This window comes from Natrinema salsiterrestre, from assembly GCF_029502005.1.
Lineage (GTDB): Archaea > Halobacteriota > Halobacteria > Halobacteriales > Natrialbaceae > Natrinema > Natrinema salsiterrestre.
The window spans coordinates 191,876-212,583 of sequence record NZ_JAMQOT010000005.1 but is presented as its reverse complement, the minus strand read 5'-3'; the positions used below and the strand labels follow the sequence as shown (position 1 = coordinate 212,583).

At 63.4% G+C, this 20,708-nt stretch carries 20 protein-coding genes; 8 read left to right on the top strand and 12 right to left on the bottom strand.

All coding sequences use genetic code 11. From position 1 onward, the window contains the following. Positions 1 to 5: 5 nt before the first annotated feature. Together ilvD and NDI89_RS15285 are read right to left on the bottom strand one after the other, a co-directional pair. Complete coding sequence (gene ilvD / locus NDI89_RS15290) at positions 6 to 1,733, bottom strand: dihydroxy-acid dehydratase (protein ID WP_277522636.1); 1,728 nt, start codon at positions 1,731 to 1,733, stop codon at positions 6 to 8. 127 nt (positions 1,734 to 1,860) lie between these two features. After that, complete coding sequence (locus tag NDI89_RS15285) at positions 1,861 to 2,568, bottom strand: glycosyltransferase family 2 protein (RefSeq protein ID WP_277522635.1); 708 nt, start codon at positions 2,566 to 2,568, stop codon at positions 1,861 to 1,863. A gap of 206 nt (positions 2,569 to 2,774) precedes the next feature. On the opposite strand from NDI89_RS15285, the gene NDI89_RS15280 reads away from it, so the two are divergent. After that, positions 2,775 to 3,749, top strand: a complete 975-nt coding sequence (locus NDI89_RS15280; protein WP_277522633.1) for a beta-ribofuranosylaminobenzene 5'-phosphate synthase family protein — start codon at positions 2,775 to 2,777, stop codon at positions 3,747 to 3,749. A 79-nt stretch (positions 3,750 to 3,828) separates the two neighbouring features. On the opposite strand, the gene NDI89_RS23940 is transcribed toward NDI89_RS15280, so the two are convergent. The 3 genes from NDI89_RS23940 to NDI89_RS15265 form a co-directional block, all read right to left on the bottom strand. Next, positions 3,829 to 4,020: a HalOD1 output domain-containing protein gene (locus tag NDI89_RS23940; protein WP_277522631.1), complete on the bottom strand. Its 192-nt coding sequence runs from the start codon at positions 4,018 to 4,020 to the stop codon at positions 3,829 to 3,831. Between the two features lie 16 nt (positions 4,021 to 4,036). Next, complete coding sequence (locus NDI89_RS15270) at positions 4,037 to 4,429, bottom strand: DUF7344 domain-containing protein (RefSeq protein WP_277522630.1); 393 nt, start codon at positions 4,427 to 4,429, stop codon at positions 4,037 to 4,039. 91 nt (positions 4,430 to 4,520) lie between these two features. Next, positions 4,521 to 5,180: a helix-turn-helix domain-containing protein gene (locus tag NDI89_RS15265; RefSeq protein WP_277522628.1), complete on the bottom strand. Its 660-nt coding sequence runs from the start codon at positions 5,178 to 5,180 to the stop codon at positions 4,521 to 4,523. A 104-nt stretch (positions 5,181 to 5,284) separates the two neighbouring features. On the opposite strand from NDI89_RS15265, the gene NDI89_RS15260 reads away from it, so the two are divergent. The 4 genes from NDI89_RS15260 (at position 5,285) to NDI89_RS15245 (ending at position 7,942) form a co-directional block, all read left to right on the top strand. Then, positions 5,285 to 6,121 (top strand): RAD55 family ATPase, encoded by an 837-nt coding sequence (locus NDI89_RS15260; protein ID WP_277522625.1) that lies wholly within the window; start codon positions 5,285 to 5,287, stop codon positions 6,119 to 6,121. Between the two features lie 84 nt (positions 6,122 to 6,205). Beyond that, the gene (locus NDI89_RS15255; protein ID WP_277522623.1) at positions 6,206 to 7,066 is read left to right on the top strand and encodes a hypothetical protein; all 861 of its coding nucleotides are present in this window, start codon (positions 6,206 to 6,208) and stop codon (positions 7,064 to 7,066) included. Next, on the top strand, positions 7,063 to 7,545 hold the full coding sequence (locus NDI89_RS15250; protein WP_277522620.1) for a DUF8135 domain-containing protein: 483 nt from the start codon (positions 7,063 to 7,065) through the stop codon (positions 7,543 to 7,545). Before NDI89_RS15255 ends, NDI89_RS15250 begins: the two co-directional genes overlap by 4 nt. A 67-nt stretch (positions 7,546 to 7,612) precedes the next feature. After that, complete coding sequence (locus NDI89_RS15245) at positions 7,613 to 7,942, top strand: transcription factor S (protein WP_277522617.1); 330 nt, start codon at positions 7,613 to 7,615, stop codon at positions 7,940 to 7,942. 169 nt (positions 7,943 to 8,111) lie between these two features. Here NDI89_RS15245 and NDI89_RS15240 read toward each other — a convergent pair whose 3' ends face one another. The 3 genes from NDI89_RS15240 to NDI89_RS15230 form a co-directional block, all read right to left on the bottom strand. After that, the gene (locus tag NDI89_RS15240; RefSeq protein ID WP_277522615.1) at positions 8,112 to 12,947 is read right to left on the bottom strand and encodes a PAS domain S-box protein; all 4,836 of its coding nucleotides are present in this window, start codon (positions 12,945 to 12,947) and stop codon (positions 8,112 to 8,114) included. Positions 12,948 to 13,337: 390 nt separating this feature from the next. Next, positions 13,338 to 13,514: a hypothetical protein gene (locus NDI89_RS15235; protein ID WP_277522613.1), complete on the bottom strand. Its 177-nt coding sequence runs from the start codon at positions 13,512 to 13,514 to the stop codon at positions 13,338 to 13,340. Positions 13,515 to 13,580: 66 nt separating this feature from the next. Continuing rightward, a complete protein-coding gene (locus tag NDI89_RS15230; RefSeq protein WP_277522611.1) occupies positions 13,581 to 13,967 on the bottom strand; it encodes a winged helix-turn-helix transcriptional regulator in 387 nt (128 codons plus the stop codon). 515 nt (positions 13,968 to 14,482) lie between these two features. On the opposite strand from NDI89_RS15230, the gene NDI89_RS15225 reads away from it, so the two are divergent. The 3 genes from NDI89_RS15225 (at position 14,483) to NDI89_RS15215 (ending at position 16,764) form a co-directional block, all read left to right on the top strand. Continuing rightward, entirely contained in the window at positions 14,483 to 15,067 is a 585-nt protein-coding gene (locus NDI89_RS15225) for a hypothetical protein (RefSeq protein WP_277522608.1), read from the top strand. 565 nt (positions 15,068 to 15,632) lie between these two features. Continuing rightward, the gene (locus NDI89_RS15220; RefSeq protein WP_277522605.1) at positions 15,633 to 16,430 is read left to right on the top strand and encodes a helix-turn-helix transcriptional regulator; all 798 of its coding nucleotides are present in this window, start codon (positions 15,633 to 15,635) and stop codon (positions 16,428 to 16,430) included. Positions 16,431 to 16,602: 172 nt separating this feature from the next. Continuing rightward, positions 16,603 to 16,764, top strand: coding sequence for a DUF7576 family protein (locus tag NDI89_RS15215; protein WP_277522603.1), 162 nt, complete (start codon positions 16,603 to 16,605; stop codon positions 16,762 to 16,764). Between the two features lie 55 nt (positions 16,765 to 16,819). Here the strand turns inward: NDI89_RS15215 and NDI89_RS15210 are convergent, their stop codons facing one another. The 4 genes from NDI89_RS15210 to NDI89_RS15195 form a co-directional block, all read right to left on the bottom strand. Next, positions 16,820 to 17,752, bottom strand: a complete 933-nt coding sequence (locus NDI89_RS15210) for a hypothetical protein (RefSeq protein ID WP_277522600.1) — start codon at positions 17,750 to 17,752, stop codon at positions 16,820 to 16,822. 256 nt (positions 17,753 to 18,008) lie between these two features. Next, positions 18,009 to 18,917 (bottom strand): hypothetical protein, encoded by a 909-nt coding sequence (locus tag NDI89_RS15205; protein ID WP_277522598.1) that lies wholly within the window; start codon positions 18,915 to 18,917, stop codon positions 18,009 to 18,011. A gap of 99 nt (positions 18,918 to 19,016) precedes the next feature. After that, positions 19,017 to 19,823 carry a putative sodium/potassium/calcium exchanger gene (locus NDI89_RS15200; RefSeq protein ID WP_277522596.1) on the bottom strand — a complete coding sequence of 269 codons (807 nt, stop codon included), beginning with the start codon at positions 19,821 to 19,823 and terminating at the stop codon, positions 19,017 to 19,019. A gap of 189 nt (positions 19,824 to 20,012) precedes the next feature. Continuing rightward, positions 20,013 to 20,669 (bottom strand): hypothetical protein, encoded by a 657-nt coding sequence (locus NDI89_RS15195; RefSeq protein WP_277522594.1) that lies wholly within the window; start codon positions 20,667 to 20,669, stop codon positions 20,013 to 20,015. Positions 20,670 to 20,708: the final 39 nt, after the last annotated feature.

Below are 20,708 nucleotides of genomic sequence, written 5' to 3'. Positions count from 1 at the left end.
ATTCCTCACTCTTCCTTCACACCGGGGTTGGTGACAGCGCCGTTGGCCGCCGACCCGAAGGCGCGGCCGAACTTCGCCAGGACGCCGTTCTCGTAGTTGGGTTCGGGCTGGTCCCACTCCTCGCGTCGGGCCGCGAGTTCCTCGTCGTCGAGGTCGACCTCGAGGGTGCGCTCGGCGATGTCGATCGTGATCACGTCGCCGTCCTCGATGAGGCCGATGGGGCCGCCGGCGAACGCTTCGGGGGCGACGTGGCCGATCGAGAATCCGCGCGTCGCGCCGGAGAAGCGACCGTCGGTGATGAGCGCGACGTCTTCGGCGTGGCCCTGCCCGGCGACCGCGCTCGTGACGCCCAGCATCTCGCGCATTCCGGGGCCGCCCTGTGGCCCCTCGTTGCGGATGACGATCACGTCGCCGCTCTCCACGTGGCCCTCCTGGACGTACGCCATGGCGTTCTCTTCCTCCTCGAAGACGCGGACGGGTCCTTCGTGGTGGAGGTCGTCGTCCCCGGTAACCTTGAGAACGGAGCCGCCGGGCGCGAGGTTGCCCGTCAGGATCCGGATGGCTCCCTGCTCGTTCTTCGGCTCGTCGACGGTGTAGAGGAAGTCGACGTCGAGGTCTTCGATCGCCGGCGGGTCGATTCGCTCGAGTTCCTCGCCGATCGTGTCCCCCGTCACGGTCAGCGCGTCGCCGTGGAGGAGATCGGCCTCGTAAAGGGCGTTCAGAACGACCGGGACGCCGCCGACCTCGTGGAGGTCGTTCATCACTCGCGAGCCGCCGGGCTGGAGGTCGGCGATCTTCGGGGTGCGCCGGCTGATCTCGTCGAATTCCTCGATGGAGAGGTCGACGCCGGCCTCGGCGGCCATCGCCAGCAGGTGGAGGACGGCGTTGGTCGACCCGCCGACGGCGACCTGCAGGGCGATGGCGTTCTCGAACGACTCCTTGCTGAGGAAGTCGGACGGCTTGCGTTGCGCTTCGACGGCCTCGACGGCGAGTTCACCGGCTTTCCGGGCGACGTCGTAGCGCGATTCGTCCTCGGCGGGCGGGCTGGCGCTGCCGAGCGGCGCGAAGCCGAGCGCCTCCGAGATCGAGGCCATCGTGTTGGCGGTGAACATGCCACCGCAGGAGCCCGCGCCGGGGCAGGCGTTGCGCTCCATCTCGTCGAGTTCCTCGCCGGACATCTCGCCGTCCGCGACGGCACCGACGCCCTCGAAGAGGTTCTGGACGGTGACTTCTCGGCCCTCGTGTTCGCCGGGCATGATGGAGCCGCCGTAGAGGAAGACGGAGGGGAGATCCGTCCGAATGGACGCCATCATCATCCCCGGCATGTTCTTGTCACAACCGCCGATGGTGACCAGCCCGTCCATGCGCTCGCCGAACGAGACGAGTTCGACGGAGTCGGCGATGAGTTCACGGGAGATCAGCGAGGCTTTCATCCCCTCGGTCCCCATCGAGATGGCGTCGGAGATCGTGATCGTCCCGAACTCGATGGGCATGCCGCCGGCCTCGTCGACCCCCTCGAGGGCCGAGTCCGCGACGTCGTCGAGGTGGACGTTACACGGCGTGATGTCCGCCGCCGGATTCGGGACGCCGATCATGGGCGAGCCGAAGTCCTCGTCGTCGAACCCCATCGCGCGGAACATCGCGCGGTGTGGCGCCTTGTCCGGCCCCTCCGTCACTTCGCGGCTCCGCAACTGCTCGTCTTTCCCGTAGTCGAACTGGTCGTCGCTACTCATGCCCGTCCCTTGACTCGGAACCCGTATAAGTCGTCCTTTCTCGGTCAATCGTTCCCGCGAGGACGTCTCGTCCGAACATATTCGTCAGAGAACGCAGATAGTCCATCGGGAGACCATCGACAACGACCTAGAAGTAGTCCCGCGTCGGCGACCGGCCGGGCAGGACGTACTCGAGGTAGCCGACGAGGTAGATCCAGCACAGCCGCCCGTAGCCGACGCGCTCTTGCCGCCGGCTCGAGGTGTCGACGGGGCAGGCGTGATCGTACACGAGGGTCCCCTCGCGGCGCAGTCGCAAGGAGAGGTCGGTGTCTTCGAGAAAGCCGAGCGAGTCGTCGAAGCCGTCGACCGCCTCGAAGGCCGTCCGACGCACGCTGCAGTTACAGCCGGGTTGCTGAACGAAGCCGGTCGGCCAGCACGCCCGATACCACCAGTCCGAGAGGAGCCGAAAGAGGACGCGGTGTCGGAGCCCGTCCTCGAGCGGCCGGAGCGGACCGCCGACGCCGACCACGTCGGGCGTGGCGTAATGCCGCCGGTGACGACGAACCCACGACGGCGGAACGACCGTGTCGGCGTCCGTGAAGAGCAACACCTCCCCATCTGTCGCGCTCGCACCCCGATTTCTCGCCGGACCGGGGCCCGCCTGCCGGTCGTCGATCACGACCCGATCGACGATCGAATGCGCTCGAGCGACGGCCACCGTTCGCGCGCCGCTGGCGACGACGATCACCTCGAAGCGTCCCTCGAACCGCTGTGCGGCGAGGGATGCCAGCGTTCGCTCGAGGCGTGGCCCCTCGTCGCGAGCGGGGACGACGACCGAGGCGTCGGGGTCCGGCATCGTCGGAGACTGGCGGCGGGAGTACCATAACCGCTGTGTCCATTCGGGCGTCCTCGAGTCCCTATCGTCCGTTGGCCTGCGCGCGGTATCGTTCAGCCGGCGCACGGTCGCCGTTTGGTACGGAGTGCCGACTCGACGCGGTCGTATCGCCGTCGTTCGTTGCCACCGTCGAAATCCCCTTGACGACGCTTCCCCTACGCCGCGACATGGCGACCGTCAGCGCGGGTGCGCGACTCCACGTCGGCTTCCAGAACCTCTCGCTCGCCCGCGAGCGACTCTACGGCGGCATCGGCGTCGGGCTCGCGGAGCCACGCGTCACCGTGACCGCCGAACCCGCCGCGAGCGTCGCGGCCGACGATCCGCTGGTCGGGACCTACGCGAGCCGGGCCGTCGAGGTTCTCGACGTCTCCGGTGTCGCAGTCACGCTCGAGGAATCACTGCCGCGACACGTCGGCCTCGGCAGCGGGACCCAGCTCGCCCTCGCCGTGCTGACGGCCACGGCGCGGGCACACGGGCTCGAGCCGCGGGTCCGGGAGCACGCGCCGGCGATGGGCCGAGGCGGTCGCAGCGGCGTCGGCGTCGCCACCTTCGAGGGCGGCGGGTTCGTCGTCGACGCGGGCCATCCGACGAACCGGTTCACCACCGAGCCCCCGGCGGAGGGCGACTGGACGGTGCCGCCGGTCGTCGCGCGACACTCCCTCCCGGCGGAGTGGCGGTTCCTGGTCGTCGTCCCCGACGCCGACCCCGGTCGCAGCGGCGACGACGAGGACGCGAGCATGCGCGCCGTCGTCGAACGCGCCGATCCCGCGATCGCCGACGAGATCGCCGGCGTCGTCACCCGCAAACTGCTGCCGGCCGCCGCCGCCGGCCGCCTCGAGCCCTTCGGCGAGGCGATCGCCGAAATCGGCCGCAAGAACGGCGCGTGGTACGCCGACGCGCAGGGGGGCGTCTTCCGACCGCCGGCGGGCAAACTCGTCGAAGCGCTCGAGGACTGTCAGGTCCTCTCCGGCGTCGGCCAGTCGTCGTGGGGGCCGGTCGTCTACGGCGTGACCGATGTCGCACATGCGCCGGAAGCCGAAGCCGCCGCCGAAGACGCCCTCGCGGACTGCGGGCTCGAGGGACGTGTTATTCTCGCGTCGACGGCAGAGACAGGGGCTCGAGTGCGCGGTGACCAGCGGTGATGCCGTTTCGAGTCCGGAGAACGCCGACGGTGGCTACCGAACGTCGACGGTCCCGTCTGCGCGGACCGTGACCACGCGATTACGTAGGCGAATTCGACGAATCCGGAGGGTCGCGGCCGGTTGCAGTCGATTCGAACAGCGCGTCAAGAGCGGTGGGGTCGATCGCGTCCGCCAGCAGGTTCTCGAGTTCGGTCGGGTCGACCCCGCGGTCCGTCGCGACCGCTTCGACGACGAGCTCGCTCGGCGGCTTCGATCGGGAATCGTCGCGCACGGTATTCGGGCGGTCGTCAGTGGTTCGGCTCCGGACGGACTGAGACGGAGACGCCGAGCAAGCCGCGGGAGTTCGGGGCGGTAACCGACAGGTGCTCCACCAGCGGCGTCAGCGTGATCAGATCCGCGTCTCGATTCCAGTCGACGACGCCCGCGTCATGAAGCATCGGGAGATCTACGTGTCGCAAGCGCAGAACGACGTCTCGGCGCTGTTCGGGTCGGATCTCCGCAGCGTCACACTCCTCGTCGGCCGCTGCGAGTTCGATCGCCAGCCGATCGAGGCTCACCGGTTCTCGGTGAGTCGTCAGATACCGGAGCGCGTTCCGCCTGACCGAATCGGCCAACAACACGTGTATCGTGTCGAGGAATTCGGACGTGTCGACCTGCTCGAGTCGCAGTCGTTTTACCATGGTCACTCGGTGGAATCGAACTACGAAAGCTTCCCCTCCGGGCTACTCATGGTCTTTATCGCAGTGGTAATGGTCTCCCTGAATATCGGTGTTAAGCGTTTCGCGGTCCCGGCCGGAGGAAAACGGATTCGAGGACCTTGTCCGCCCCGCGGCGCACCCGCTCGGAGAAGGCCTGAACGGACACGCCGAGTTCGTCCGCCAGTTCCTCGTACTCCACCTCGCGCGGGACCTTGAAATAACCCCGCTCGACGGCCAGCGAGAGCGCCTCGTACTGCGGTTCCGTCAGTCCGTACTCGTCCCCGTCCGTTCCGAGATCCGCGAGCGAGGAGACGCGGTTGAGTCGGTACGCGATATCGTTCTCGGCACAGTACCGGTTGAACCGCGACAACCCGGTGTGTTCCGCGAACCGAATCCGAAAGAGCCACTCGTCGTCGCTGTGGGCCTCGAGGATCGTCGCGTCGGTCCTGGCGATTCCGGTGATCAGTTGTTCGGCGGGATCTTCCCACTCGATTTTGTAAAGCGCCCTGTCTTCGTACTCGTCGAGAACGGCGATCGATTTGACGTTCGGGCTCTCGTCCATGGCCGTTTCGAACGATTTCAGGTCGGTTCCGTACCCCCAGATGTACGGCATGACCCGCTTTGCGGCGGGCACGACGCGTTCGATCTCCACCGAGAGTCCCGGGTACTCGGCGATGATCTGTCCGAGGAGGAACTCGTCGGCCGCGATCGATATCTCGGCGATGATTGCCATGTCGCGGATACGGTCCGCACCGTCTTAGTCCCCGATCCGAGGGACGATTGCAGCCGGACTCTCTCCGCCACAACAGGTAAACGGGTTCGACCGAACGAACCCTTATGGAGCGGATGCCGCTCGGAATCTCACGGCTCGACCGGATGATCGGCGGCGGTGCACCCGCCGGCAGCGTCGTCCTCCTCGCGGGCGAATCCGGTGCCGGCGCGCGGGAGTTCTGCTACACGAGCGCCGCGATGAACGGACTCGTCGACGCGGATCCCGACCTGTTCGACCTCTACTACGGCGATCTGGAGCCGGAGGTGACGACCCCCGAGGACGTCCACTACGTCTCGTTCACCGACGAACGGAGCGCCGTCGTCAGCGAGATGGAGTTCGTCATGGACGACGAACTCGTCGGTGCCGGGATGGACGACGTTCGGTTCGTCGAGTTCGCCGAGGAGTACTTCCAGCTGACACCGGTTCCGACGAACTGGTACGCCGACGGCATGGCCGATATCACCGAACTCGGCAGTCACAACGACCGCACGGATGTCCTCGAGGCCCTCGGAGAGTACCTGACCGAGCACGCGACGGGGAACCTCGTCGTGATCGACTCGATAACGGATCTGGTCGCGGCGGCCGACGACCGACTCGGCTGGTCGGACCTGACCGTGCTGTTGAAGGGACTCAAACGGGCATCCCATCGCTGGGGCGGCGTGATCCTCCTGCTCGTCAACGCGGAGCTACTCGGTTCGACGCAGCTCGGGCAGCTCAAGGAAGCCACCGACGGGACGCTGCTGTTCGAGTGGGAGAGCGGCGGCTCGGAGCGAGCCCGCACGCTCGTCGTCGAACAGTTCCGCGGCGTCCTCTCCCGGCTCGAGGACGAGGATATCGTTCGGTTCGAAACGGAGATCCACGACGGCGGCTTCGATATCAGCAACGTCCGAAAGATCCGGTGACGTGGTGTATCGCCGTTCGATCGCGTGACTCACCGGCTGAGTTTGGACCAACGCTTATACGACTGATCTCCCTAGTACAGGCAGATGTCGAGCCAGGACCACGACGACGGCGGCGTCTCGTTTGCACTCCCCGCCGACGTCGACGACTGGCTGACCGAGGAAGCGACGCGACGCGGCGAGACCCGCGACGAGATCTGTCGTCGGCTGGTGACCGCTGCACAGACCGTCGCAACCGACGACGAACTCGAGCTCGCCGATCGAGACGAACTCGTCGACTTGCAACACGAACTCGAGGCCCAGCGCGAGGAGTTCGAGGAGCTGCTCGAGGACGTCCGGTCTCGAGTGATCCAGGTCAAACGCGAGACCGACGCGAAGGCACCGGCGGACCACGAGCATCCGGAGTATCCGTCCGACGACGACCTCGAGTCGATCCGCGACGAACTCACCGCGCTCGAGCGCACCGTCGAACGAGGCTTCGATAACTTCGAAACCGTCCTCGAGGAGGTCCTCGGGGAGACCGACGAACTCGCCGAGCGCTCGACGCTCCTGGCCCGGGCGGTGGTCGGCCTCAGAGATCGGCGGGACGAACTCGCTACCCGCCAGCGGGATCGTGCGGTCGCCGACGATCTCAAACTGGCCGCCAACCGACTCGGAATCAGAACGGCGGCCTGTGCGGACTGCGGCTCGAGCGTCGATATCGCGCTGCTGACCGCGCCCGAATGCCCTCACTGTGCGAGCGGCTTCGTCGATGTCGAGGAAAAGACGTCTCTCTTCGGCTCGAGTCGGCTCCTGACCGGCGATCCGCCGGCGCTCGAGGGACGGATCGACCCGTCGGACGAGTCGCCGCCGGACGCGATTTTCGATGCCGTCGAAGCGAACGCCGAACCCGGAGATGCCGATCCCGACGGGTCGACGAACACCGATTCCGGAGGCGACACCCGATGACTGACCGATCGGACCCGAACGACGACACCGAGGGCACCGAATTCACTCACGACGACGATCGGGACTCAGCGGCCGATGCCGACGCCGGCCGATCCCCGGAGACGCCGGATCGATCCGCCCCGCTCGGAGAGCTCGCCGCGACCGTCGGGGAGTCGGACGGCTCGGATCGCTCGCAGTCGAGCGCGCCCGACTTCGACGATCTATTCGACCGCCAGGAGACGACCGAGATCGACGGCGATCGCCTCTGGGAGCGACTCGAGGGCGACGAACTGGACGAGCAGCCCCGGTCGGCGGAGCGCGAGATCCGGGAGGTCGAAAAGCGATCGTACTGCCAGGACTGCGAACACTTCTCCGACCCGCCGGACGTCGCCTGCGGTCGCGAGGGGACCGACATCCTCGCCGTTCCGACGATGACGACGTTCCGAGTCGCGGACTGTCCGTTCGTGCTCGAAGACGAGGCGCTCGAGGGGGAGCGCTAACGCGCCCGCCCGATCGTCACGCCGTCAAGTGGTGTATTTTTGCGTGCCGAAATCGTAGGCGACGGATATGCAATTCTGTGACGACTGCGGCTCCATGATGAAAGCGAAGGGCGACCGCATGGTCTGTACGAACGACGATTGCGGGGCGTCGAACGAACGGGACCGCGAGCAGGAGGACGCGTTCGTCACGACGGAATCCCAGACCGACGACGACGTAATCGAGTCCAGCGAGGAGGCGAACTTCGAAGGGAAACCGAAGGCGACGGACGTCATCTGCGACGAGTGCGGTGCCGAAGAGGCGTGGTACACGCTCAAACAGACCGCATCGGCCGACGAACCGCCGACTCGCTTTTTCAAGTGTACGGACTGCGGTAACAGGTGGAGGGAGTACAATTGAATCGGTGGTGCTCCCCTCGGATGCCGGATTCGGGCTTCGAACGACCCGCCGAGTAGCGCGCGGCGAGTAGCCCGGCGAGCGACGCGAGGAGAACGCAAGAGAGCCGACCGGTTCGATCCGTATTCGTGCGGGAACGTTCTACAGGGGTGACGTATCCGGCGGAGTTCCGTCACACTTGCTGTTCATCGAACAACGCCGCGGCCAGGCTCCGGACGGCGTTCCGGAGGTGCTGGTGCAGGGTCGACGAGGAGACTCCCATCGACTCGGCGAGTTCCTCCGCGGTGATCTCGCGCGGCCAGTCGTAGTATCCCGACGCGTAGGCGGCCTCGAGCGCCGACCGCTGTTTCTCGGTCAGTCGCTCGTCGACGCGCTCGCGGTACGTCGTGGACGACCGTACTTCCTGCTCGTGTTCTCGCTTCGCGACCAGTTCGGTGTCGGCGAACACCGAATCGAGCGCATCGATAATTTCGCGGAGATCGGCCGATCGAGGCGCTTCGAGCGTCACCCGTGCTTCACCGTCCACCATTATCGCCGACTGCATCGTCGCACCGGCCTCGAGGGCGACCTGACTCAACGATCGGTCCGTGATCGTCTGGAGGACGAATCCGTCGTCCCGATTCGCGGCGATCCGCGCGTCCGCGATGTGATCGGCGTCCGCCGCTCGGTCGAGCACACGTTCCTGATCGGCGCCCTCGATCCGATGATATTCGAGGACGTTTCCCTCTTCGACTGGAACCGACCGTTCGAACCGACACTGACAATCCAGTTCGTCCGTCACTGAGAGATAGAAGATCGACGGATCAGCCACCTGCAGTTCGAGGTCGACGATCGTATCCGATAAGAGAATTTTTCTGTTCGTGAGCGCCAGAATCGCGAATCCGATCAATTTGGCGAGCGATTCGAATCCGGCGACCGCGTTCTCACTGAAAACGTCTTCGTGAACGCCGTTTACGACGAGTACACCGTAGATTCGATCCCCGAACACGAGCGGAATTGCCGCTATCGCTTCGATGTGCTGCTCGTCGTCTTCCTCCAGGGCGAACCCCCTCCGTTCGTATTGCTGCACGACTTGCGTCTTTTTCGTCTCGATGACTTCTTCGACGGTCCCGGATCCGAGCATCGAGAGGGGTATCTCGTCGAGGGCGTCGAGGTAAGAATCGTCGACGCCGGCACCCACGAGACCGTCCACTCGGTCGGCGTTGACGCCGACTTCGGCGATCCACGCACTCCGGTAGAGATCCGATTCGACGAGCCGCTCGCAGACGGTCCGCTCGAGTTCCTGTCTCGTCGTCGCCTCGAGGAGGTTGTCCTGAACCATCTGTATGAGCGAGGTGATCCGGTACAGCGTGTCGAGCTGTTCGTGTTGTCTCCGGAGTTCCCGCTCGTTGGTGCGGAGCATCTGTTCCCGATTCGCGCGACCGAGTGCCGCCGTGATACTGGCCGCCAACGTCTTCAGGAGCGAACGTTCCAGGGTATCGATACCCTCGTCAGCGGGCACAAATACCGTCAAAACGCCGTACTCGCCGAGCGACTGGTGGAGGCTCCGCAGTTCGAGCGTTCTGTCTTGCTCCTGTTCCGGATCTGTGACGACGAGATCGTTCTGCCGATAGGCGCGTCCGGCGAGGGTCGCGTCCAGATCGAATGCGGGTCTGGAATCCGTCAGATCCGCCGCCGCGTCGGTCATCACGGCCATCTCGAGCGCGTTCGTCTCGGTGTCGAACAACCGCACGCAACCGATATCGAAACCGAAAATCCGTTCGACCGCTCGGAGGCCCGTTCGTGCGACCTCTGCTGCGGTTTCGGCCTCCGCTAACCCTTGGCTCACCTCGTTGAGTGCCTCGAGGCGCTCCTCGTACTCCTTCCGGTCGGTGATGTCGCGAACGATACAGACCAGCCCACCGCTTTCGAGCGGGGCCAGCGATACTTCCTGTGGGAATCGAGAACCGTCGGCACGCATACCGACGGCTTCACCGCGCCAGGATCCCTCTTCTCGGACGGCCGGGAGGATTTCACGCTCGAACCGTTCCGTTTCGTCGTCGTCGTAGAGACGCCGCCACTGTTCGCCGATCAGTTCTTCGGGGTCGTCGTAGCCGTAGATGTTCGCATGAGCCTGATTCGCGTGAGCGTACTCTCCGGTCTCGTCGAGCACTGCCATCCCGTCTATCGCCGCCGCCATGGCAGCCGAACGCCGACGGATCTCCCGCTCGTGGTCGAGTCGGTCGAACGCCGCGCAGGTACTCTGTGCCACGATAGTGACCAGATTCCGCATCCCGGCATCGATTTCTTCGTCGCTCGTCGCTCCGACGGCCAGAACTCCGTGGCCGTCGAGTGGCACGATCAGCCGCTGTTGAATCCGTAGCTCCGGATGCGCCGGGTTCGCTCGGTTTTCGTAGTCCTCGAGAAGGCGGGGTTCTCCGGCGCGGAAAGCCGCCATCTCGTCGGATCCGTCCGGAATCGGTGGGAACACGTCCGGCCGATCGTCCGAATCGAGTAACGCGGTCGCGCCGTCGCTGGCGGCCAGCGGTCGCAGTAGTTTCTCGTCGGACTCGGGATCGTTCCGCCAGAGGGCGGTAAGCGATCGATCGAGTACTTCGTGGACGACGCTGACGGCCGTGTCAGCGATTTCCGTCTCGGTGTCGGCGCTCATCAGCTCCCGACTCGCGTCGTTGAGGGCCTCGAGTCGGCGCTCGTATTCCTTTCGATCAGTGATGTCCGTGTAGATACCGTAGGCCCGTAGGGTGTCGTCGACCGTCGTGAACGGAACGGCACGCAGCCAGAACTCGCGAGCCCCGCAGACGGTTTTGCGTTCGACTTCCGCCTCGACTTTCTCGCCGTCGAGTACCCGTCTGACGATTCTCTCGTGGGTGGTACTCTCTTCGGTCTCGTCCGGAACGAGGACGTCCGGAACGGGTCGGTCGATCACGTCCGCAGGGCCGTACTCGAACGTCTCTTCGAACGCGGCATTGATCTCCTTGATAACCATCGTTCCGTCCTCGTAAGCGGTTTCCACGATCGGGTCGGTCGTGTTCTCGAACAGTGCAGACAGCCGGTCGCGTTCCTCGCGGAGGCGCCGTCGTCGTTCGAGTCGCTCGGAGATGTCCATGACGACGCCCGCCGTACCGGCGAAGTCCTCGTCGGCCGAGAGCGCGCTGAATCGCACTTCGCAGGGAATCACTTCGTCGTCGGCCGAGAGGATGAGGCACTCTACTTTCATGATATCGCGATCGGACCGCCGGAGTTGCTCTCGCGCCGCTCGTGCCGACTCGAGGTCGACGACTGCGGGCCGATCACCGCTCAGTCTGTCGACGTGTTCCGTCGCGGTCCGGTCGTCGGCTTCACCGACGAGCAACGCGTCGAGGTGCATATCCGTCAGTTCCGCTTTCGGGTATCCCGTCAGGTTCGCCATCCCCTGGTTGACGGTCGTAAACCGGAACTCCTCGTCGAGCGCGTACACCCCCTCCCCGATCGTTTCGACCATCGTCTCGTACCATTCCAGCTCCCGTTCCCGCTCCTTTCGCTCGCTGACGTCTCGAGCGACGCCGACCGTTCCCCGGAACGACTCCTCCCCGTCGGACAGCGATGCGATGTGAAGTTCGGCGGGAACCGTCCCTCCATCCGCCCTGTGTACGGTCACCTCGCACGTTCCGACCGTTCGGTCCGTCCGCAGCAGTCCCCCGATTACCTCTCGGACCCGTTCGAGGTCCGTCTGATCGAGCACCGTCGATGCGTGACTCCCCACGAGTTCGTCCCGCGTGTATCCCGTTCGCTCGACGATGTAATCGTTGACCTGGGTGAATCGACCGCGGGAATCCAACGTGTAGATGCCGTCCTGGACCGTCTCGACGATCGTCCGGTAGCGATCGAGTTTCCGTTCCCGGTCTCGCCGCTCGGTGAGGTCCCGAATGCTCGCGAGGACGCGCGGCTCGCCGTCGAACTCGATCCGTGCCATGGAGATTTCCGCCGGAACGACCCCTCCGTCGCGCGTGGAACAGCTGAGTTCGCGTGTCCAGCCGTCCCCCTGCTCGAGGACTTCAGTGACGAACTCCCGAAACGCGTCTAACTCGTGGGAGTGGACGTCCGACGGTCCTCGACGCAGTAGTTCTGTTTCGTCGTAGCCCAACAGATCGCACGCCCGCGGGTTGACCTCCAGGAACTCGTCCCCCTCGGGATCGAAGATGAGGATCGCGTCGTTCGAGTTCTCGAAGATCGCCCGGAACAGTTCGTCGGTGTCCCGGGGATCCCGTTCGCGGTCGTCGGCGGTCTCGCACACTCGAACCAGTACGTGACGCCGCCCGTCGAGTTCGAGGACCGTCCCGGAGACCGCCGTCGAAAACAATTCGCCGTCAGCGCGACGACAACGGATCCCGTCAGTCCGGCTCTCTCCGTCCTCGAGGGTACTTTCGACGAACGCTCGGAACGCGTCTTCGTCGCGGGGATAGATATCGGACGGGCTCCGCGAGCGCAGTTCCGCCTCGTCGTATCCGAGCAGCTCGCAGCTCTTCGGATTACACGCCCTGATCACGTCCGCCGCCGGATCGACGATCAGAAACGGATCCGACGCGTGTTCGAACGTGGTCCGGAATCTGCTTTCACACTCCTCGATCGTTCGTTCTCGCTCGAGACGGTCGGAAACCTCGCGGAGGGATACCGCGAAATATCGTCGGTCGTCGGAGTACGTCTCTCTAACGGAAAGGGAGACCGGCACGTATCGGCCAGTGCTGTGGCTGAGTTGGACGTCGTCGGTCTCCCGGCCGGGGTTTCCTTCCGTTTCGCTCGCCCGATTTCGAACGACGTCGAACAGGGGCCGTTCCGCGTTCTCCGTCGGAGCCAACAGTTCGATCGACCGATTCACCACCTCGTCGGGCGTATAACCGATTACGTCCGTGATCTGGGGCGTTGCAAACGCGATCGACCCGTCCGTGTCGACGACGACGATTCCGTCCGAGACGGTCGCGAGGATATCCTCGACGAACGGATCGTCTATGATCGGTGACACTATCCCCATGAGATGGGATCCGACGCGGGTTTGTATAATACTGTTCTCCGTCAGCGTCGGAGAACCCTCCCGTAAATTGGAGCCAACGGATCGCGGTCGTCCGACTGTGGTCGGATATCGCAGTAACTGGTTGTGACAGTTCTGCTTCGGTGAGACCTCTTTCTGATAGCGAACGAGTCGGGTACAATCGAATTATGTCCGTGGATTGTGCGATCAATACCAGGTTTCGATACGTCGACGAGCGAGCGTCACCGCTCCCCGATCGAGTTCGAGCACCGTTCCCCTCCAGATTTTCGATGGTATTCCCTCTATACCATCGGTTTCGGCTCCTCGAGCGTCGCCCTGTAGCCCGGTGCTGCGCCGGCAGTCGGGACTGGAAGACACCGCTCGGACGCGGCCTCACTCGCGTCTCAGAAGGGACAGCCACCTGTCCGACTGGATCCATGCGTCTCTCTCGGCTTCGTCGTAAATGATCAGGGCGTCCGTCTGCGTTACGACGACCGAGTATCGATCGAGCGACGGCAACTCGTTGTCATCCGGTCGCAGATAATCCGTGCCGTCCGTTTCTGTAGTCATTATACTCTATTTCGGGGCGTATTTCGCGTCGGATCTCTGTGGTACCTGTTCTGGGGACGTCTCTCTTCACTTCTCACTGTGCGCGGTGACCGTCAGAGACCCTTCGCGGACTTTTTCGATAATCCACTCGAGCGCCGCTCCCTGCTGTGTCAGCGAGTACTCGACCCGGATCGGTCGCTCGTTGACGATCTCGCGGTCGACGAGTCCGCTCGCTTCCAGATCGTCGAGGCTCTCCGAGAGTACCTTGCTCGAGATGCCGTCGATGTCCTCGAGCAGGCCGCTGAAACCGAGCGGACCGTTCGCGAGCAACCGCTCGATAATGACCAGATTCCACTTCCGGCCGAGGACGTTCGAGAGTGCAGTAAGCTCCGCCTGTATTCGATCGGGCTCGCGCTTCGAGAACTCGCTCGATTCCCCGCTCGCCACCGCGATCTGATTCGATGCTGGGCACATTGATATCTCGTACGTTGATATGCGGTATCGTAGCATAGACTTCGTCCCGAGGTATCTCGTGGGTGTCCACCCGACGTGGCTTGGATACCGAAAGAGCGGACGGGGACTCGCTTCGGACGTGACGCCCCGCGAGAGCGACGACTCGGATCCGGCGTGATCCGGTGAGCCATCGATAATTCGATCCCACGGGGACGTACCCTCGCAGTACCGGTCCGAGTCTCGAAACACGACCGGCTCGGTAACGTAAATACGCAACCCTACGTACGTCGGTGCAGGCGATTTTGCGCGTGAGAGACGAGTATCCGGTCGCCGCCATCCCGTTCGTGATCTCGCGGAACGGAGTCGCTGTCCGGGACCGTTTCGGTTGGGTACCGAACTCGGTCACGGGTCGACTGCCGACCCACGTCCGAGTCAGTAACGTGAATATCGTACACCGCTTCGGTTGATTTGGGTTACGAAGAGTAACCCACTGACCAGAGGTGACTTAAATGTCACCGAGTTACCGATCACACACTATGCACACGACACGACACAAGATCGGTTCGATACTCGCGGTCGTCCTGCTCGTCGTCGCGACGAGCGGGTTGGCCGTCAGCACCGCCAGCGCCCAAGACGACGTCCAGGTCGATACCGACGACGAGGAGTTCGACGTCGACGGAGACGACCCCGATCTCGAGTACGACGAGGCCGACGACCTCGAGATCGACGGTGACGATATCGAGGTCGACCGCGACGACTTCGATCTCGATATCGACGACGATGCGGCGGCCGATTACGAAGCCGATGACGGACTCGAGGTCGAGGGTGAAGACGTCGAATTCGATGGCGAAGAGACCGAGTTCGGGCTCGACGACGACGCAGACGCCGAGTACGAACCCGACGAGGAATTCGAAGCCGACGGCGACGACGATCTCGAGTTCGAGCGGGACGATATCGACGTCGATATCGACGACGACGCCGAGTTCGACTACGGCGACGGTGGGTTCGAGACCGAAGGCGAGGACGTCGAGGTCGAGACCGACGACGTCGACGTCGACATCGACGGCGAGGACGCGGACGTCGACTACGAGGGTGACGGCCTCGATATCGACGTCGACTGAGCGTCGCGGCGCGGGTTTCGCCACCGATCCGTCGTAATTTTTGGCGTCGGACAATAGACCGGATTTCCGCGGTACGTACCGCGACGGTCGGAGTGGTCCGTTCGATACTCGCTCGCTCGAGCGGGTCATCTCGCTCCGACTATGACCCGCGGATCGCGGGGCCAGACGCCGGATTTCGGCTCGATACCCCGCGATACCTCGAGGGCGGTGCCGGAACAGTCGCGGGGACGGCGCGCCGTTCCCGCTGGCCGTCGCCGGGCCACCTTGCCGGCCAGTCGGTTTCGACCGACGATTCGGGTACCTGTCGCGCCGACCGCCGAAGAATTCGATTCAGAGCGATCCGATCGCCCGCAACGTCAGTCGTTACGGACGGCAAATCGAATTACGATATTCGCCCGAATATGGTTTGACTAGTGGTGAAATAAGTTGAAATAATACACAAATGTCGATTTTTTTCACCCCTTCGTGCTATGTTTTGGCCAAACAAATTTACGTTCGAGTGACCACATTCTAGAGGACGGCGGTGACTTGAGACACTGCACTCGACACGGACGTTAGAAGAGTTATGACCGAAAATACCGGACTCGACGCGGACGAGGCGCTCGATATCGTCTCGCGTCGCGCACTGATAATGGAAGCCCTGCTGAACGGTCCGAAGTACAACCGAGACATACGGGACGAACTCGACGTCTCTCGGTCGACCGCGTACAAAGCAGTCTCCGAACTCGAAGAGTTGGGCATGGCTCGTCGAGGCGACGACGGCTACGAGCTGACCCCGCTGGGGAGACTCCTCTTCGATGAGTATCGCCGGTTCCTCGATCGGATTACGGACATCTGTCGTCCCGGACGCTTGCTCGCCGCTCTCCCCCGCGAGACCGAACTTCCGTTCGCGGCTCTCGCAGACGCAGCCGTTTCCGTTTCCGACCGCCACGCTCCCAACGAACCCGTCCGCGAGGTCGAACGCCTCGTCGACGAGTCGTCGGCGGTAAAAGGCACCGGCCCAGTCGTCTTGCCCCGCTACGCCCAATTCTTTTCGGACCAACTCGCGTCGGACGAGCTCGAGGCCCAACTCGTGTTCGAACGGCCGGTGTTCGATCACCTACGGACCGACTACGAGGAGTACTTCCAGCGGGCGATCGAGAGCGACAACCTCGACGTGTGGGTCACCGACGCGGAACTGCCGTACGGACTGCTCGTCATCGAGGAACCGACGCGAAGAGTCGCGATCATCGTCTACGAGAGTTCGGGTGCCCTCATGGGAGTTATTTCGAACGACACCGAACGAGCGTACCACTGGGGACGCGAACAGTGGGAACGGTACCGATCCGGCGCGAGCTCGCCCTCGATAGACTCGCTCGAGTGACGATCGACGATACCCACAGTTCGTCGTCAGGGCCCCGAGGCGGCCGTGCGTTGCGACGCGAACCATGGTTCGACGCGTCGGACTCGCTCGTGATCGTACCCGGGTCTGACTCGGGAAAGTAACGTACGAGCGGTCCGTATCGACGAACGGGCACCGGCACCTGATCGACATGATGAGTGATAGACCAGAGCGCGCTACATGTGACACCGTCGAAGAGTGTGCGGTCTGTGGAGACCGGATCCCCGTAAACGACTGGCACATTGCGACGACCGACGAGGAGACGGAGATACACTCCTTCTGTAGCGAGGAGTGCCGCGACGACTGGACGGAGTGAGACGCGGGGTCGACGTGCCGATCGTCCATCAACTGCACAGGGAGGCGGTCTTTTCTCAGCGCGGATTTCGGTCCGGTTTCACCGGATCCGGAACCGCATCTACCTCGGCCATCGCGACCTCGAGCTCCGCGCGTACGTCGTCGGGTTCGCGTTCCAGTTCCCGGAGCTGTGCTCGATATGGCGTCTCAGCGTACTCGAACTCCCGGACTATCTCGAGGAACGAGTCCACGATTTCGTCCGGGTCGTCGTGGGTCCGCAACAACCACACGATGGGCGTCTCGGTGCCGTTTCGGACGTCCTCGAGAACGTCTCGGATATCGTCGAACAGGAGATAGTGGGCCCTGTACGTCTCGAGGTCGCTCACGATCCGCTCGGCGGTTCGATCGTCTATGTCGGCGACGAGCGCCGGCAGACGACCGAAGACGGAGATGTCTCGGGCCCGGTAGGCGTACACGAATCGGATCGCTTCTCGCGCTCGCTCCCACGTGTCGATCGTTTCGAGTTCCCGTTGGACCGCTCGTTCGACCGTGGGGATTCGGGCCGTCTCGACGAGGTACTGGAGCACGGCGTCGGTGGCCGCCGGCTCGTCGTCGGGCAGGTTCGCGAACGAGAGGAAACTCCCGAACGCGACGTTGACCGTCAACTGGAGGCGAGAGTGGCCGTCGGAGCGATCGACGAACTCGTCGAGCATCGTCACGAGGACGTCCAGCCCCACCAGGAGACGCCTGAGCTCGTCCGCGTCGTCCGGCTCGAGTCGACGGTCGTACGCGACGAGTGCGGGCACCGTCCGCGTGGGTTTCCGGCCGCTATCCCAGAGATCCAGCGGTAACTGTAGCTGCCCCGCGACGGGGGGAACGGCGAGATCGAGACCATCGATTGACGGCTGCTCGATACCGCCGTCGACGGTATCGACCGTTCGAGCAAGCGAATCGTAGACTGCGGCCACCTCGTCGGCAATCACGGAACTGTGTCGCGGTTCGTCGTTCATAGTAACGCCCCTTGCGGTATGATATCAATTATCTCTCAATCTACGATAGCGGACGAACGGGTATAAGCGTTCGATTACCGACCAGTGAGGGAGTTACGCGTGGACCACTCCGAGACGTCGACCACCGTTGTCGCCTCCCACTCGGCCCGCACACCGACGTCTGCGATTCCGAGTACGCCGACTGTCCAGCCGGTTCGACGGGTTCCAGGAACGTATACATCCGCTCGACGACCACTCGAATTCGGCTCTCAACGGGTTACGATTCGTCCTCTCCGTCCTCCGCGTCGTCTTCCTCGTCCTCCTCGAGGTCTTCCACGACGGCTTCCAGTTCTTCGATTCGATCGTCGAGATTCTCGTCGATTCCGTCGACCGTCTCGAGGGCGCTGTCTGCGTCGTCATCGAGTTCGTCTTCAGCGTCGGCGAGGTCGCCTTCGGTTTCGTCCAGCAACTCCGCCGTCTCCTCGATTTCCTCCTCGACGGTCTCCTGATCGTCGGTATCGAGGTCGTCGAGGGCGTCCTCCCCGTCGTCGAGGGCGTCTTCCGCATCTTCGAGGAACCCTTCCGCCTCCTCGATGCTTTCTTCGACGTCCTCGAGGAGATCATCGTCGTCATCGTCATCCTCGTCTCCGTTGCTCTCATCCCCGTCGTCTTCGTCGCTTCCGTTGTCGCTCTCGTCGTCGACGTCGATCGGAACGCCGTCGATCAGGATCGTTCCCTCGAATCCCTCCAGAGCGGATTCGTTCAGATCCTCGATCGATTCCGCGTCGCCGATCGAAATACCGTCGATCGTGAGGTCATCGATGTCCTCGAGGTCGGGTGTTTCGTCAGTTTCCTCGTCGTCATCGTCGTTGCCGCCGTCGAAGTCGGGACCGTCGATCCCGTTTCCGCCGTCGGAGCCGTCGTCGAGACCGTCGAAATCCGGGCCATTCACTCCGTCTTCGTCATCGTCGGTATCCTCGCCCTCGTCGACGACCTCTTCGAGGGTTTCGGCTATGCTTTCGACTTCGTCATCGAGATCCACCAGCGCGTCTCTGATCTCCTCGAGAACGTCGACCGCGTCGTCCTCCTGAATTGCCGGGTTCGCTCCCGCGATGCCGATGCCGCCAACGATAGTTGCCGTCACTCCGGCCTGTTTCAGTATCGTTCGTCTGGGTATCTTACTCATTGGTTCGTAGCAGCTGTCGACCGCAACTCGTTCGACGAGCGGTTCGCACTCGCGCGAGCGGTGACCGGGGGAAACCGCGATCACGACTCGGTGTCGATTTCAGCCGTCGCCTTCGACCTCGACGTCCTCACCGTCGCTTTCGATGTCGAGGGTCCCGTCTTCGACCTCGAGATCGGTATCGTCCTGTTCGATGTCGTAGTCGCCCGTTTCGAACTCCGTGCGACCGTCCCCGTTCTCGAAGTCGATCTCGTCGCTCTCGAGGTCGAGTTCGTCGTCGACCTGCTCGAGGTCCTGGCCGTTGACCTCGATATCGACGTCGTTGTCGCCCGTCACTTCGACGTCGATATCCGCTCCTCGAGTCGTCTCGAACTCGAACGTGTCGTCGGTCAACGCGTACTCGAGCGCGTCGGACTTCACTTCGGTGTCGTTGATCGCCTGTTCGATCTCGTAGTCGTCGGTATCGACGTCGACGTCTCCCTCCCGACCGTCGTTGTCGTAGTCGAGACTGTCGTCTTCGACCTCGAGTTCGTCACCGACTTGCTGGATTTCGACCCCGAAGAAGTCGATTTCGACGCCGAACGACCGCTTGTCGATCTCGAGGTTTCCGTCCGTCGTTTCGAGTTCCATCGTTCCGTTGAACCGCTGGTACTCGAATTCGTCGGTCTCGACGTCGACGGCGTCGCCGTCCTGTTCGATGTCGTAGTCCCCGCTCTCCACATCGACGCGGTCGGCGTCACGCTCGTAGTCGACGTCGTCGCTCTCGACCTCGGCCCGATCGGCAGCGTGTTCGACGTCGACGTCCTCGCTCTCGATGTCGACGTCCTCCTGTGCTGTCGCTGGGAGTCCGGATCCGGCGATCACGACGAAGACGAGTCCGATTACTATCAATATTCGTATTAGTTTCATTCTTTCCTCTGTACATACCGCGGTGTGGCCGTACGTGGCGGTAACGTGCTCTCCTAGGCGGCGCGTGTGAATAAAGGTAAGGTAACTAACTAGTCACTGTATGGACGTATGGTAACATCGTAACTACTCCGAAGGGACGTTACGTCGAGGGTATCCGCTCGGCAGAAATCGAGCGACCGTACCCGGCTATCAGCCGTCGGCGCCGATGTCCTGACCGCTCGTTTCGACCTCAAGCTCCCGGCCGTCGAGTTCGACATCGACGTCGGCGGTCGTGACCTCGAGTTCGTGATCGAATTCGATGTCGACGTCGTCGGTCACCACGTCGATCCCGAACGCGTCGTTCTCGAAGTCGACCTCGTCAGTCGTGACCTCGAGTTCGCCGTCGTCGAGTTCGATATCGTGGTTGTCGGTCTCGATCTCGATGCTCCCGTCGTCGGTGTCGACGTCGACCGGTCCCGCACCGTCCGTCTCGAGGTCGACGCTGCCGTCGCTGTGTCGTTCGAAATCGATCATGTCGTCTTCGACCCTGACGGCGTCGCCGTTCTGTTCGATGTCGATGCTCCCCGTCTCGAGGTCGACCGCTCCGTTTTCGGTGTGTTCGAAGTCAGTGTCGCCGACCTCGATGTCGACGTCCTCGCCGCGCCGTTCGATTTCGGAGTCTCCGATCTCGAGATCGATCTCCTCGGAGTCGTTCTCGGTCTCCAAATCCGGATCGTCGTACTCGACGCCCGCTGCGTCACCGTCGAACTCGATATCGAGATCGCCCTCCTGAGCGGCCGTCGGCATCGCCGGACCGGCCACCACGGCCAGCGCGAGGAGCGCGACGAATGCAGTCCGTCTCGTCATATGTGGTATTCTCTCGCATGGGGGTGAGCACCATAATTC